We start from the raw sequence: 16,592 nt of genomic DNA on the forward strand, positions 1-16,592 counted from the left end.
AATATTTCATCAACTGAGTTTGGAAATATGGGATTTCGGAATTGTAAAAGCAATTGTCGTCCCTTCTCCAATGGCACTTTCTACAGCAAGCTCTGTGCCAAAAAGCTGCTTGAGGCGTTGCTCGGTATTGATGAGTCCAACGCTTGTTTGCTTGCGGGGACGTGTCGTATCAAAACCAATGCCATTATCGATAATAAGTATCTTATATTCCTCGTTTGATTCTGTGATACGAATCGTAATTGTGCCACCTCCACGCTGTGGTAAAATACCGTGGCGTATGGCGTTTTCTACTAATGTTTGAATAGATAAGGGTGGTACATTTAATAATAAGCCTTCAGGTATATCCCAAACAATTTGAATTTTATCGCCGAAACGAATCTGCTCGATATCCAAATAAGAGCGTACGAGCTTTAGCTCATAATCGAGCGGTACGACTAAATCTACATTTTGGAAGTCAAAGCTCATTTGTAAATAGTTTCCAAATGCGAGTAGCAAATCTTTCATTTTCTCATCATCGACACCGTGCAAGGAAATAATCGCATTTAGTGTGTTAAAGAAGAAGTGTGGCTGGATCTGTGCTTGTAGCCATGCAGCCTCAAAGCGCAAGCGCTCCTCACTGGATTGCTTCACTTGAATCAATGCATCGACACGTGATTTCAGCTCCATATATTCAATCGGTTTTCTTACATAATCATTAGCCCCGTTTAAGAAGGCAAGGCGAATATCCTCACTTTGTTGACGTGCTGTTAAAAATAAAATTGGAAGCTCTGAAATAGAATATTGCTCTCGAATTTGCTTCGCTAATTCATAGCCTGACATATTTGGTAGCATAATATCAGAGATAACTAAATCATAGCTGTGCTTATAAATTTTCTCAAAAGCCTCTATCCCATTTAAAGCTGTGTCGATTTTATAAGCTTCTGTTGATAGTACCTTTAATAGCACTTGTAAGCTTAAAGGATCTGAATCAACGATTAAAATACGTGCTACGTTAGCTGAGTCTGTATGCTGATTTACAGATACAGCTAGCTCTTGCTCTATAGCCGATAGATCATCCTGTAAAAGGATATACTTTGATAACATGCTGCTCGTAGGTGGCTCACTTTGTTCAACAATTAAGCCTTTTGCAATTGGTAGTGAAAATGTAAAGGTAGTTCCTTGACCAATCGTTGAGTCTACAGTAATTGAGCCGTCATGCATCTCAATAATTTCCTTACAAATGCTAAGCCCAAGCCCTAAGCCGATATGGCGAGAGGACTTAATATGAGCATCCACTTGTTCATACGGTTCGAAAATAATCTCTTGCTTACTCTTTTCAATGCCCATTCCTGTATCTGTAATTGAAATATAAAGCTGATTGTTTTTTACTTTAGCATGAACTGTGATAGAGCCTCTATCTGTAAACTTAATGGCATTATGAATTAGATTAATGAAAACTTGAATAAGTCGATTTTCATCAACAAGCACAGGTGGCAAATCTGCTGGTATATCAACAATTAAATTTATTGGTTTGCCTTTAATTGTGAGCTGAAACATATCACCAACACTTGTGGCAATATGCTGTACATTAATCGGCTTGATTTGCAAGTTTATCGTTCTTTCTTTTAGATGAATTAAATCTAACAAGCCATCAAGCATAAAGGACATATGATGGCCGATTGTCACTAACAGTCTTAAATCATGCTGTTCTTTTTTCGCTAATAGCGATTGTGCAATGCTTAGCATATGCTGGAGTGGTGTACGTAACTCATAAGATGTGTTGGAAAGAAATTCATCCTTTCTATACAGTTCCTGTTGTAGCTTAATGGAAAGCTGCTTTGACTTGACGGATATATGAAAATAACGCATAAACCAAAAGCCAGATAAAGCAATAATGGCTATAAGTAAGTCAAAAGGATAGTGACTATAAGGTGTTGTTAAAGAGCGATTAATCATTATAAATAATGAATTATTACTAATGGCAGTAGCCATTAAAAGCAGGATAACAGCACCTCTCTGTCTAGAGATTGCTACTTTATAAATAACAATGGCTAGAATAATAGGTGAAACAAAAAATAATATATAGAAAACGATTTGTGTAGAATACACGTAATCAATTGGTGCGATAACAATAAATAATAAATACGTACAACAAAAGGCTATAAGAATGTTAAGCAATTTTGTATTCACATAATTTTTTATTAATTCATTTAAAAATAAAATAAACCATAGCATTGTCATAATATATGAAAAGAAAAATAGCTTTGTTGACCATACCCAGTTGATAGGTACATACCATAAAAGAATTTTATTACTCGACACAATAACTGTAATAAATGTTGAAAAAATGAGTATGGCAAAGTACAATAATGACTTTTCTCTTATGCCAACAATAAAAAGTAAAATCGTATAAATTAAATAAAAGAGAAAAATGGCACATACAATGATTTGGGTAACAGCAGAAAACCATTTTAAGCCTTCCATCGAATGTAAATCACCAAAAATGAGTGACTTTGTTAAACCGCCAGCGACATGTTCATTCGTATGAAAGCCAGAAATAATAATTTCATTGTCCCCAGGTTGCAGAGGAAAATAATATGTAATAGGTCTAGCATCTACGCTAGGCTTTCTTGGGACAGTTGTATTATTACCATATTCACCAACGTATTCATTATTTACTTTGAGACTATAAGGTGACAGGCTAGCAGGTATCGTCAAACCGTAAAGCCTATTAGAATCAGGCGCATTAATAATCTTTAAATAGTATGAGCCATGTGGCACTGAGCCAGGTTTGCGTTGTATATACGTGTCCCATGCCTCAGGTAAGTTGGCGTAGATGGGGGTAGTGGTATTTTTATTATTTCTAGAAATAAGTATAGTGTTGGGGAAAAATTCCCACTCCCCGTCGAGAATTGTTTTAAAGCGGTTGCTATTGTCAATTTGTGCAAAATCCATAATTCCATGCTGGATTTTGACTTCGTTTGAAAAGGACAAATGGTTGACCCAATTATAACGCATGAAAAAAAGTAATAAAAAAAATAATAAAATAATTACAATAACTTTTAATTTATGGTAATGACTATGCTTTTTTATCATAATAAATTGAGCCCCATTTTCTTTAGTCGTTCATTAAATGTTTCGCCATTAAGTACGATATATAAGTATGTTACACTAAATGTGTAAGTTAACCAATAGTTTAAATAGTAATAACTTTGTAGAAATTTAAAATTAAATTTATTAATTCAACATAAATGGTAATTTCTACATCACTCTAACTATAGTGAAATTTTTAGAGAGGAGGACACTTTTTGAGAGTAGTACTTATAGATGATGAGGTATTGCCGATGGCTCGCTTAAAAACCTTGTTATTAGAAAATGAATTACAAAAAATAGAAATTGTCGGAGAGTATAATGACCCAATAGAGGCATATGAAAATATAAAAAGCCTACGTCCTGATGCCATATTTTCAGATATTGAAATGCCAGAATTGAATGGCTTGGAGCTTGCAGAGAAAGTACAAGAAATACAACCCTCTGTTGAAGTTGTATTTATTACAGGGTTTGACCGTTATGCAATTGATGCATTTAATATTCATGCAATTGATTATATGTTAAAGCCTGTTCAAAAAGATCGCTTACATAAAACGCTTACAAGGCTTCAATTAATGCTCAATGATAAACCAGCTCAAAAGTATAATAGTACTTGTCTTAAGCTTTTTGGTGAACTTAGAGTAGTAACAGCAGATGGTCAAGTACAGTCTATGAAATGGCGGACGGCAAAAGCAAAGGAAATATTTTCATACTTATTATCTCGAAATGAAAAATCCATATCGAAGGATGCGCTACTAGAATTATTTTGGTCTGAAGTAGATATCGAAAAATCAGTTAAGCAACTATATACAACAATTTATACAATTAGAAAAACGTTAAAGCAATATAATTTACATGACGTGCAAATTGCTAGTCTACAGCTTGATTCAGGCTATCAATTGCAACTTGGCAACGTGCTCGTTGATGTAGATGAATGGACAAAGCAGCTTAACGCGTTACCTAATTTAACAGTTGATACATACGAAGAACATGATCAAGTATTTAATGCGTATCAAAATCATTTTCTAAAGGATTGTGATTATATTTGGGCTGAAAGTGAGCGAGAGCGCTTGAAGCGAATGTGGCGTCAGCATGCATTACAGCTTAGTAAATTTTATATAAATGAACAAATGTATGAGAAAGCGATACAAGTAGAAAAAAAATTACAATCTTTAGATGCAGATGAAGAGTTGCAATATTTTACACTAATGAAACTATACGATATATTAGATAATCCTGAAGCAGTTGAAGAGCAATATACCTTGTTAAAGCAAGTATTAGAGGAGCAATTAGCAGTAGACCTTAGCGAGGAAGTAACGAGCTGGTATAGGCAATGGCGAAGCAAGCAAAAAAGAAAATAGTTTAATTAAAAAACGCAAGAAGCTCATAAATGGGTTTCTTGCGTTTTTTTATTAATTCAGTAGAAATTCGATTTTTTTGGTATTGAAAAGGAAACGGTAGTTCCTTTACCGATAATGCTATCAATTGTTAGCGTTGTGCCGAATAATTGCTTTAAACGCTGCTCTGTATTAAAAAGCCCGACGCTTTCTTTTCTATCAAGCAGCTCCGGATTAAAGCCAATGCCATCATCAATAATTTCTACTACATAACAAGCCTCTCGCTCTGTAATTCGTAATGTCACTGTTCCACCTTCAGGGCGATTTAGTATACCGTGACGCACTGCATTTTCAACAAGTGTTTGCAATGCAAGTGGAGGGACAGAAAAGGCAATATCATTCGGAATGTCCCATATTATTTGAATGCGCTCCTCAAAGCGAATTTGTTCAATAGCCATATAAGAACGCACAAGCTGTAGCTCATAATCAAGAGGCACAAGCAAGTCCACATTTTCAAAATTAAAGCTCATTTGTAAATAGTCATTGAAAGCGAATAATAGTTCTTCCATTTTTTCGTTATCCACACCATACAATGAAATAATGGCGTTTAATGTGTTAAAGAAAAAGTGTGGCTGAATTTGAGCTTGCAGCCATGCAGCCTCAAAGCGCAAGCGCTCTTCGCTTGATTGCTTTACTTGAATTAATGCATCAACACGAGACTTCAATTCAATATATTCAATTGGCTTTCTCACATAGTCATTAGCACCATTTAAAAATGCTAATCGAATATCCTCACTTTGTTGACGCATCGTTAAAAACAAAATAGGTAGCTCAGAAATTGAAAAGCGTTGACGAATTTGCTTTGCTAATTCATAGCCTGACATTTGTGGCAAGGCCGTATCTGATATAACTAAATCAAAGCTTTTCCTTTGAATTTTAGCAAGTGCATCTACGCCATTTGTAGCTGTTTCAATTTTATAAAAATCGGTTGTTAATGCCTTTAATAATACTTGTAAGCTTAAAGGATCTGCATCGACAAGCAAAATTTGCGCTTGATGAACAATCGATAGCTGCTCGCTAGTGGAAACGGCTAGCTCCTTCTCTATTTCAGACAAATCATTTTGTAAAAAGATATATTTCGAGAGTGCCTGACTCTGCTCTATTATTGGCTTATTTTGTGAAGCTGTTAGTCCTTTAGCAATCGGCAAAGAAAATGTAAATGTAGAGCCTTCACCAACAGTTGATGTAACTTGAATGGCACCACCATGTAATTCAATAATTTCTTTACTGATACTTAAGCCAAGCCCAAGACCAAGCTGTGCTTCATTATTAAGTTGCTCATACGGCTCAAAAATGAGAGCTTGTTTATTTTTCTCAATTCCAATACCTGTATCTGTGATCGATATATATAACTGATTGCCTATTACTTTTGCTTGCAGTGTAATAGAGCCTTCCTCTGTAAATTTAATGGCATTATGAATTAAGTTAATAAAAACTTGTATAAGCCGATTCTCATCAACAAGCACAGGTGGTAAATTTTCTGGTAAATCAATCATGAAGTCAATGGGTTTATTGTTAATGGTATGGTTTAACATATCGCAAACACTTGTAGCGATATAATTTACATTGACAGGCTTAAATTGCAGCTTAATTGATTGCTCTTTTAAATAAATCAAATCTAGTAAATTATCGAGCATTAGAGACATATGCTGTCCGATTGTTACTAATAATCTCAAGTCCTGCTGTTCTTTTTTTGCCAATAAAGACTGTGTAATACTTAGCATATGCTGTAAAGGTGCGCGTAGCTCATTTGATGTGCTCGCAAGAAAGTCATCCTTACGATACAGTTCTTGTTGAAGCTGCATAGCCAATTGCTCTGATTTCGATGATTTATAAAAATAATCTATAAATAAAAAGGCTAATAATGCTGTCATGGCAATGAATAAATCGAACGGATAGAAAAAATCAAGCTTCTTCGTGAAATAATGACTAATGAAAAATACACAATGATTCATTAGAGCTGCAACAGCTAAAAGTAGCATCATATATCCTTTATATTTACGGAAAGCGATTTTATAAATCATAATAGCCATTATCATTAAAACAACAATAAAAAATGCAGAGAGCATAACTTTCGTATAATAAATAAAGCTAACAGGTAGCATTGCACATAATAATAAATAAGCTAAACAAATAATAGCAATCACGTTTAATATTTTCGAATGAATGTATTTCTTCATTAGCTCATTGAAAAATAAAATAAACCAAAATAGCGCCATGACATAAGAGAAGTGCAATATTTTCGCCGCTGACAGCCAGTCTATTTTGACATACCAAAGTAATAGCTTATCATTTGAAAGAACAATTGTAATAAATATAGATAGGACTGCTAGTAAAAAATAGGCCACTGTACTTCTTTTAATTCCAATAATAATTAGTAAAATCGCACTTGAAAAATAAAAGATAATAAATGCACAAATAATTATTTGTGCGATAATAGCATGCCACTTTGCTTTTTCTAATGAATGTGAATCACCAAAAGTAAGCGATGTTGTTAAACCGCCCGGCATGTATTGGTTCATGTTAAAGCCAGTAATAATAATTTCATTGTCTCCAGGCTGTAATGAAAAATGATAAGTAATAGGCCTAGGGTCATCAGAAGGCGTTCTTGGATTTAACGTCGGTTTACCATAATGGTTAGTATATTGATTATTAACATAAAGCATATATGGCGAAAGACTAGCAGGAATTGTTAGGCTATAAACAACCTTTACGTCAGGTACATTAATGATTTTCAAATAGTATGAGCCGTGGGGGGCATAATCTTGTTCAGGCTTTATATATGGGTCCCACGTTTCAGGGATATTGGTATAAACAGGTATACTGTGCTCCCTTATGTCCCTTGCAATAAGCAAAGTGTTAGGATACAAAAGCCATTCCCCATCTAAATGCATTTGAAAGCTTTGTACTCTATGAATTTGTTCAAAATCTAGTACCCCTTTTTTTATGCTGGCTTCTGTGGAAACAGAAAAATAATGTAGCGAGTTGAAGCGTAAGAAAAATAGTAACGAGAAAAAAATTAAAATTATTGTCATTAATTGAATAAATTGGTTGATTTTTTGTTTGCTAGTTATCATTAAAAATTAACTCCATTTTTCTTTCTTGAAATACTTCAATTTACTAATAAAATAATGACTATACGTTCGATATATATAATATGTTACATTAAAAATTAAACTTAACCAAGTGAATAATATTTTAAAGAAAATACCTAATTATTCCTTTTGGAGTTTGATTATATTTATGTTCTTTTTTGATAGTGTTTTTATCGTGGTATAATTTGTTATTTATTATATTTGTTACATACTGAAATGGCGGGTTTATTAGAGTAGGAGGGTGTTTCTTGAGAGTAATACTTGTAGATGATGAAGCTTTATCTATTAAGCGTTTAAAAAGTTTATTAGTAAAGTGTGAAATACAGCCATTATACATTGTTGGTGAATTTACGAATCCGTTAGAAGCGCTAAGCAATATAGCAGAGTTACAGCCAGATATTGTATTTTTAGATATTAAAATGCCTGCTTTGAATGGTTTAGAGCTTGCAGAAAAAATACAGGCTATTAAGCCAGAGGTTGAGATTGTTTTTATTACAGCATATGACCGTTATGCAATTGATGCCTTTAATGTACATGCGATTGACTATATGCTAAAGCCTATTCGTAAAGAGCGATTACATAAAACAATGGCTAGATTGCAATTAATCTATAGTAATAGAAGGGTTTCTAAAAACAATAGTACATTGCTACAGCTTTTTGGAGGCTTGAAGGTAGTATTGGCAAACGGGCAAGTGCAGCCTATGAAATGGCGTACAGCGAAAGCAAAGGAAGTTTTTATTTATATGCTATTAAACCAGCAAAAAACAATTTTGAGAGACACATTGCTTGAAATGTTCTGGGAAGGGATTGATATGAATAAAGCAGTTAATCAGCTGTATACAACTATATCTACAATTCGTCAAACATTAAAAAAATATAATTTGCTCGATATTTATATTTCCAGCCCAACATTTGATGCAGGTTATCAATTGCAGCTCGGCAATGTATTCATTGACATCAATGAATGGTTGAAACAGCTTAAAGCACTGCCTATTCTTTCAAGTGACACATGTAATCAGCATGAACAAGTAGTAAATGGGTATAAAGAGCATTTATTAAATGATTGTGATTATATTTGGATAGAAAGTGAACGGGAGCACTTAAAACAACTGTGGATTGAGCACACATTACAGTTAAGTAGGTTTTATACAGATGAGGGGAAGTATGAGTCAGCAATTACTGTTGTTAAAAAACTACAAAATTTGAATCCCGATGACGAATCATATTATTTTATGTTAATGAAGCTATATGATGCAATTGATGCTCCAAAATCTGTTGAGCGTCAGTACATGCTGCTAAAGCAAATGCTAGAGGAGCAGCTCGCAGCAGAGCCAGATAAAGAAATAACAAACTGGTACAAACAATGGGAAGTGAAACAATATGAGCCTAAAAAATAAAAATGAGAGCGTCTGAATTAGATGCTCTCATTTTTAACACGCACGTTAAAACATTTGTGGTAAAAATTCTTTTCTAAAAAGTGGATTTTTTCGTAGCCATATTTTTAAAATCATGCGATGTGTGAGTAGCTTATGCTTTTTACGTGGCTTTGATTTTGCCTCCTGCAAGCTTTGCAGTAAAAGAGATGTTTCTATATTGCAGGTTTGTGGCTCTACAAGTACGTTGAGCTGATAATCAATTAAACCTCCTGCCTGTACTTTGGCAAGCAATTTTGCGAAAGCGGTATTCATCTCAGCATGCTTTTCCTCAATAGCTAGTTGAATAAGTAAGTTTAATGTTTGCTTAATTTCTAATTCGAGCGCTTGTAACAGTTCGGTAGATTGTCCCATCGTATCACCTAGCTTTTTTTGATATAACTATAATAGCTTGTTTTTGTCTATTTGTGCGCAGTTTTTTACATAATGAATCGCTAAAATATGATAAACTAAAGTCCATACTATAAATTTAAAGTGAGTTGAAAAAATCAATGGAACAACCATTTTTACCAATATTATTAGGATCAGATATGAACGCTTACGGCATGGCCCGTTCTTTTTTTGAGGCATACGGTATTCGTCCACTTGTTTTAGGACGTTCCCATTTAACAGCTACGCAAGATAGCAATATTTTAACATTTCAAGCAATTGACCGCTTAAACGAAGATGAGGTTTTTTTACCTGCATTAGAAAAAGTCGCACAGCAATATGAAGGCAAAAGGCTTTTATTATTGGCATGTGGTGACGACTATGCAAAATTAATTATTAAAAATAAACAAGCCTTACAACAATATTTCACAGTGCCATACATTGATGAGGAGCTAATGGATCAAATTTTATTGAAGGAAAACTTCTATAAAATGTGTGATAAATATGGCTTTAAATACCCAGGGACAACAACGGTGACAGTAGAAAACTATGAACACTTCGAACCGCCATTCAGCTATCCAATTATCATTAAAGCTTCCAACTCAGTGGCATATTGGGCATGCTCATTCCCAGGGAAAAAGAAAGTGTTTGTAGCGCATGATGAGGCAGAAAAAACTGCTATTTTAAAGGCGATTTACCAATCGAGCTATCAGGATACGTTAATTGTTCAAGAGTTTATTCCAGGCGATGATTCATATATGCGCGTGTTAAATGCATATGTCGGAAAAGACGGCAAAGTAAAGCTAATGTGCTTAGGAAATCCTATATTAGAAGAGCATTCACCAGAAGGAATTGGCAGCTATGCGGCAATTATTACGACCTTTGATAAAGAGCTGATGGATCAAGTACGCGCCTTTTTAGAGGACATTGGCTATACAGGCTTTGCCAATTTCGATATGAAGTATGACACACGTGATGGGCAATATAAGCTATTTGAAATCAACTTACGCAACGGACGCTCAAGCTACTACGTAACAGCAGCAGGCTACAATTTAATGAAATATGTTGCTGATGATCATATGCTAAATATTAAACAACAGCTAACATATGCAGATAACGCTCATTTATGGATGATTATTCCCAAAGGTGTCCTATTTAAATATGCTTCAAATGAAAAGATGAAAATGGAAGCAAAAAGCTTAATTCGCCAAGGGAAGTTCACAAATTCATTATTTTATGATAAAGATATGAATGCCAAGCGTTGGATAAAGCTAACACTTAATAGCTTGAATTATTATCGCAAATATAAGAAATACTTTAACAATAAAGGTTTGAGTGAGTAAATGAAAAAGACGTTAGGAATTATTGGTGGTGTTGGTCCACTTGCAACGATGTTTATTGGTGAAATGATTGTGCGCCGTACGAAGGCAAGCAAGGATCAGGAGCATGTCCATATAATCATTGATAATGATACGGCAATACCTGATCGTACTGCCTATATTTTAGATCCAGCAAAGCCGAACCCAATTCCAGTGTTACAGCATGATGCACAGAAGCTGGCTGCGTATGGGGCGGATATTATTTGTATTCCTTGCAATACAGCACATACATTTTATGACAAAATGCAGGAGGCTTGCCCAGTCCCAATCTTGCATATGATTCGAGAAACAGCAAAACATGCACAGGAGCTAGGGGCAAAGCGTGTCGGTATTTTAGCAACAGATGGTACACTTGCGGCTGAAGTATATCAGCAAGCATTGCTTGAGGTGGATATTCAGCCAATTTTACCGAACGAGGAAGTTCAACAGCAAGTGATGTCTGCTATTTATGATTACGTAAAAGCAGGACAACCTGTAAGTAAGGAGCTATGGCAGCCCATTGAAGAGGAGATGTTGCGACAGCAGTGTGATCTCATTGTTTTAGGCTGTACGGAGCTATCTATCATTAATAAAGAGCTACATTTAGGACAACGTTACATCGACTCATTACTCGTGTTGGCAGATGCAGCAATTATTGCATGTGGCTATGAAGTAGTGCTTTAAAGAAGGGGCTGTTTGAAAGGAACTATCTTTTCAAACAGCCTTACTTCAATATAAAAGGGGCTTTTCACTAAACCCTTTTTCACAAAGAAATATGATACACTAACTAATACAGTAAGTAGGATAAAGGTGGGTATAATCATGTCGGCAATTCAATTATTGAATGAGGCGTTACAAAAAAAATGGACATTTTCACATGAAATGAAAATTCAACAGGAAATGATTCCTGCAATGTTAGATGGTAAAGATATTGTAGCAGAATCACCTACTGGCTCTGGGAAAACATTAGCCTATGTGCTGCCAATCTTAAACAAAGTGAGTGGTAGTAAAAAGCAAACACAAGCATTGATTGTTGCACCGTCACAGGAGTTGGCAATGCAAATCGTTAATGTAATTCGTGAATGGATCGTAGGAACAGATATTACAGTACAGCAATTAATTGGTGGAGCTAATTCAGCTCGTCAAATCGAAAAGCTGAAAAAGAAGCCAACAATTGTTGTTGGCACACCAGGTCGTTTAAATGAGCTAGCACGTTCAGGAAAGCTAAAATTAAAGGAAATAGAAACAATCGTACTTGATGAATGTGACCAGCTATTAAGCCGTGAATACCGCGTTGTTGTTAAATCGTTTATCGATGGTGCAGCATATGGACGTCAAGTCGTTGTCGTATCAGCGACGATTACAGAGGAAATTGAAATTGTAGCGGAGCGATTAATGTTTGAGCCGATACATATTAAAATTAAGCCTGAGGATATGGTAAAGGTAGGTAAAATTGTTCACTCTTATGTCAAGGTTGATGAGCGTGATAAAACGGATTTATTGCGTCGTTTAGCGAATATTTCAGGTGTACGAGCATTAGCATTTGTTAATAATATTGACCAAGTGTTGATGAAGCAAAATAAATTAGCCTATAAAGATGCACCAATTGTTGCACTGCATTCCGATATGAAGAAGGAAGAGCGCCAAAAAACGCTTGAGGCATTCCGTAAAGGTGATGCGCGCATTTTAATTGCAACAGATATCGCAGCACGAGGATTGGATATTACAGGTTTAACACATGTTATCCATGTAGATGTGCCGCGGACAATAGAGCAATATACACATCGCTCAGGGCGTACAGGACGTGCTGGGGCAGATGGGGAAGTGCTAACACTTTTATCCTACCGAGATGAAAAAACGTATAAAAAATGGCTGCGTGAATTAGACTTGAAGGCCGTGCAAAAAATATGGCATAAAGCAGAGCTTATTGAAGGGAATGCGAAAACAATCGCTACACCTACTCCAAGCACTAAAAAAGGAAAAAAATCTAATAAATAAAAGGGGTATATATGATGACATTTGAGGAGAAATTAGCGGAATTCGCAGAGCTTGCTGTGCGTGTGGGTGTCAACATTCAGCAAAGACAATATTTATTAATTAATACCTCAACAGATACGCTTGATTTTACTCGCTTAGTTGTACAAAAAGCATATGAGGCTGGTGCAGGGCGTGTGCATGTGAATTTAACAGATGCAACATTTGAGCGCGCATTTTTTGAGCATGCAACAACTGAGGAGATTGAGAAGTTCCCAAAATGGATTGTGGCGCAGCGTGAAGAATTGATTGCACGCCAAGGTGCATTATTGTGGATTGATGCAGAGGACCCAGATTTATTAGCAGGTATTGATGTGACAAAGCTAGCTGCACAGCAAAAAGCATCGGGCACAGCGCTCGTGAATTATCGTAAAGCAGTAATGAACGATGATATCGCATGGTCAATTATTGCGGTGCCATCTGTGAAATGGGCGGCAAAAGTATTCCCAAGCTTACCAGCAAATGAGCAGGTCAATGCATTATGGGAAGCGATTTTTGCCACAGTGCATATTGGAAAAGGGAATGCTGTAGATAAATGGCAAAACCATGTAGCAAGCTTGGAAGCAAGAGCGGCACAGTTAAATAATAAAAAATATAAAAAGCTCCACTATAAAGCGCCAGGTACAGATTTAACAATTGAGCTGCCAGATAAGCATATTTGGCAATGTGGTAGCAGCAAAACGCCACAGGGCACAATTTTTATTGCAAATATGCCAACAGAAGAAGTATACACTTTGCCAGCGAAATATGGTGTAAACGGTACTGTATCAAACACGAAGCCGCTTGTTTATAAAGGCAATATTATTGATCAATTTATGCTGACATTTGAAGCGGGAAAAATCATCAAGGCACAGGCAGAAGTAGGCAATGATCTGTTACAGGAGCTAATTAGTGCAGATGAAGGATCAGCCTATTTAGGTGAGGTTGCTTTAGTGCCACATGAATCACCTATTTCAGCATCTAATATTTTATATTACAACACATTGTTTGATGAAAATGCATCGAACCATTTAGCAATTGGTGAAGCGTATCCAACGTGCTATGAAGGTGGGCGTGAGCTTGAGGAAGGTCAGCTTGAAGCGTTAGGCATTAATACATCAATTACGCATGAGGATTTTATGATTGGCAGTGGTGTGATGGATATTGATGGTGAGCTAGCAGATGGCACTGTTGAGCCGATTTTCCGTCAAGGAAGCTGGGCGTTTTAGCGATGAAAAAATGGCTTGTGTTACTTTTGCTAATAGTAAGTGCGACAAAGGTAGAGGCACAGGAAATATATATACCGTTAGGGGATTCACTAGCAGCGGGGCAAACACCTTATCGACAAATTGATACAGGTTATACCGATTTAATTGCACTCCGATTAAGCTATGACAATGATATTCAGTTTTATTCGAAGGAGCTAACATTTCCAGGCTATACAGTGGCAAATGTTTTACAGCGTATCGAACAGCCTGATGCGAAAAGCTTGTTATCAAAAGCGACATTAATTACGATTTCAGCAGGAGCAAACGATTTATTACAAATCGTTCAGCATCGACCACAGGAGGGAACATTAACTTTCTCGCAACTAGCTGCTGATTTTTCATTGAATCAAGTGCGACAAAATATGGGCAAGCTGTTACAACAATTAACTGAAGCTGCACCAAATGCTGAAATTTATGTCATGGGCTATTATTTTCCGTACAGCCATGTGCACCCTACGCAAAGGGAAGGGACAGCACAACAATTACAATTATTAAATACCATATTACAGCAACAAGCGGAGGAGCATGGTGCCTCTTTTATTGAAGTTGACTCTAATTTCAATAAGTATTTACCAAATGCGGCAGATGTTCATCCAACAATGGATGGCTATTTAACAATGGCCAATGCATTTTTGCAGCAATATAATGGTACATCTTTAGCAAAAACGATGTTGCCAAAGCCGAATCCAATAAGCTTTGAACAGCTTATACAAGCGGAGCAAAGTAAAACACAACAAGAAAAAGATTTACGAATGAGCCCTTACTGAGGGGATCAATAGCCCGCTTTGAAAAGCTATATTGAGATGGGATTTTAATTAAAAAGTAAAAGGGTGTCTGAAAAAGCGGCGTATTAGCCTACTTTTCAGACACCCTTATTTTTTTAATTAGTTGTTAATTTTAACGTCTTTTAAGTGGTACATGCTATCAGCAGTTACGCGGAAGCCTGTCACTTTATCAGATACACCAGTTAAAACTGATGGGTGTAAAACGAATGCCATAGGTGCATCTTCTGAGATCATTTGGATTGCATCTTTGTAAATACCTAGACGTGCATCTTGATCTGCTTCACGACGACCAGCATCCAATAAAGCATCTACCTCTGAGTTTGTGTAGAATGAACGGTTACCTGGGTCACCATGTTGTGATGAGTGGAATAATGCATATAGACCGTAGTCAGCATCACCTGTGCTGTTTGACCATCCTAAGATGAACATTTCATGCTCACCAGCAGCCGTTTTCTCTAAATATGCACCAAATTCCATTACTTCAATGCTTACATCAATATTTAACTGCTTTAAAGCATCTTGTAAAACAACTGCAACATTTTGACGAACTGGATTATCATTTGTCCAAAGTGTTGTTTTAAAACCATCAGCATAGCCAGCTTCAGCAAGTAAAGCTTTCGCTTCTTCAATGTTGAAATCTGTTGGTGTCACATCTTCTGTATAGCCAAAGATTCCTGGTGAAAGTGGGCTAATTGCAGGAATACCGAAACCTTCGTAAAGACCATCAATGATTGTTTGACGATCAATTGCTTTTGAAATTGCTTGACGTACAAGTGGATTATCGAATGGTGCTTTAGTTGTATTAAAACCAACATATGTTAAAGAACTTGATGCTGTTTCATCAACTGTTGCAACACCTGAACCATTAACATTTGCTACTTGAGCTGGTTCAACAGTACCAATAATATGTGCATTACCTGATTGTAGCTCAGCAACACGTGTAGCCATTTCTGGAATAACTTTAATTGTTACACTATCAATATGTGCTGGTGTACCCCAGTAGCTTGGATTTTTTTCAAGTTTAATTTCGTTACCTGGCGCCCAAGATACGAATTTGAATGGACCAGTACCAACTGGTGCTGTAGCGATAACAGAACCTGCAAGCGTATCGCCTGAAATTGCTGCATAATCCTCATCAATCGATTTTGGAGAAATGATCCCACCACCGTTATGTGTTAAGTGGGCAAGTAACGGTGAGAATGGATATTCTGTTACAAATTGTACAGTTGTTTCATCAATAACGTTTACTTCTGTTACCATTTCATATAAAAAAGCACGTGGAGAAGCGACAACAGGGTCTAAAAGACGATCGAAGTTTTTCTTTACTGCTTCCGCATTGAAAGCTTCACCGTCATGGAAAGTTACGCCAGTGCGTAGTTTAAATTCCCAAGTTAATTCATCAACTTGTGACCATGACTCTGCTAAGCCAGGAGCTAGGTCGCCGTTTGCATCACGAACAACTAAAGTTTCATAAATTTGACCTTGAACATTTGAAGATGGAACATCATTTGAACCGTGTGGGTCTAATGATGAAGCATCCGATAACTCAGCAATAATTAAATCGCCACCACTTTCCCCAGATGTATCAGTGCCTTCTGTTTTTGTGCCTTCATTTGAAGTGCCTTCTTTCTCTGCCTCTTCTTTATCACCGCTACCACATGCTGCTAAAACAAGTGTTAACGTTAAAGTTAAGAAGAGTAGCCATAATGACTTTTTTGAAAATGTCATACGGAAAATCCCCCTTGGAAAAATTATTCTAGAATATTACAAGGTTGTAACATCTGGTTAGAATATATCATACCTCC

At 36.2% G+C, this 16,592-nt stretch carries 11 protein-coding genes; 7 read left to right on the top strand and 4 right to left on the bottom strand.

The window, feature by feature from the left end; genetic code table 11:
* Positions 1-9 precede the first annotated feature (9 nt).
* A complete protein-coding gene (locus R6U77_RS08630; RefSeq protein ID WP_319838166.1) occupies positions 10-3,075 on the bottom strand; it encodes a hybrid sensor histidine kinase/response regulator in 3,066 nt (1,021 codons plus the stop codon).
* A gap of 212 nt (positions 3,076-3,287) precedes the next feature.
* On the opposite strand from R6U77_RS08630, the gene R6U77_RS08635 reads away from it, so the two are divergent.
* Entirely contained in the window at positions 3,288-4,430 is a 1,143-nt protein-coding gene (locus R6U77_RS08635) for a response regulator (RefSeq protein WP_319838167.1), read from the top strand.
* A gap of 56 nt (positions 4,431-4,486) precedes the next feature.
* Here R6U77_RS08635 and R6U77_RS08640 read toward each other — a convergent pair whose 3' ends face one another.
* Positions 4,487-7,543: an ATP-binding protein gene (locus tag R6U77_RS08640; protein ID WP_319838168.1), complete on the bottom strand. Its 3,057-nt coding sequence runs from the start codon at positions 7,541-7,543 to the stop codon at positions 4,487-4,489.
* A gap of 266 nt (positions 7,544-7,809) precedes the next feature.
* Here R6U77_RS08640 and R6U77_RS08645 point away from each other — a divergent pair, with 266 nt between their 5' ends.
* Positions 7,810-8,958, top strand: a complete 1,149-nt coding sequence (locus R6U77_RS08645; RefSeq protein ID WP_319838169.1) for a response regulator — start codon at positions 7,810-7,812, stop codon at positions 8,956-8,958.
* Between the two features lie 45 nt (positions 8,959-9,003).
* Here R6U77_RS08645 and R6U77_RS08650 read toward each other — a convergent pair whose 3' ends face one another.
* Entirely contained in the window at positions 9,004-9,348 is a 345-nt protein-coding gene (locus R6U77_RS08650) for a hypothetical protein (RefSeq protein ID WP_293923763.1), read from the bottom strand.
* Between the two features lie 137 nt (positions 9,349-9,485).
* On the opposite strand from R6U77_RS08650, the gene R6U77_RS08655 reads away from it, so the two are divergent.
* From R6U77_RS08655 to R6U77_RS08675, 5 genes are all read left to right on the top strand, one after another.
* On the top strand, positions 9,486-10,706 hold the full coding sequence (locus R6U77_RS08655) for a carboxylate--amine ligase (RefSeq protein ID WP_319838170.1): 1,221 nt from the start codon (positions 9,486-9,488) through the stop codon (positions 10,704-10,706).
* Complete coding sequence (gene cuyB, locus R6U77_RS08660) at positions 10,707-11,405, top strand: cysteate racemase (RefSeq protein ID WP_319838171.1); 699 nt, start codon at positions 10,707-10,709, stop codon at positions 11,403-11,405.
* A gap of 138 nt (positions 11,406-11,543) precedes the next feature.
* Complete coding sequence (locus R6U77_RS08665) at positions 11,544-12,719, top strand: DEAD/DEAH box helicase (RefSeq protein ID WP_319838172.1); 1,176 nt, start codon at positions 11,544-11,546, stop codon at positions 12,717-12,719.
* 14 nt (positions 12,720-12,733) lie between these two features.
* Positions 12,734-13,963: an aminopeptidase gene (locus R6U77_RS08670; RefSeq protein WP_319838173.1), complete on the top strand. Its 1,230-nt coding sequence runs from the start codon at positions 12,734-12,736 to the stop codon at positions 13,961-13,963.
* Between the two features lie 2 nt (positions 13,964-13,965).
* Positions 13,966-14,769, top strand: coding sequence for an SGNH/GDSL hydrolase family protein (locus tag R6U77_RS08675; RefSeq protein ID WP_319838174.1), 804 nt, complete (start codon positions 13,966-13,968; stop codon positions 14,767-14,769).
* 117 nt (positions 14,770-14,886) lie between these two features.
* Here the strand turns inward: R6U77_RS08675 and R6U77_RS08680 are convergent, their stop codons facing one another.
* The gene (locus tag R6U77_RS08680; RefSeq protein ID WP_293923750.1) at positions 14,887-16,515 is read right to left on the bottom strand and encodes a glutathione ABC transporter substrate-binding protein; all 1,629 of its coding nucleotides are present in this window, start codon (positions 16,513-16,515) and stop codon (positions 14,887-14,889) included.
* Positions 16,516-16,592 lie beyond the last annotated feature (77 nt).

This window comes from Lysinibacillus louembei, from assembly GCF_033880585.1.
In the GTDB taxonomy this organism is placed as follows: domain Bacteria; phylum Bacillota; class Bacilli; order Bacillales_A; family Planococcaceae; genus Metasolibacillus; species Metasolibacillus louembei.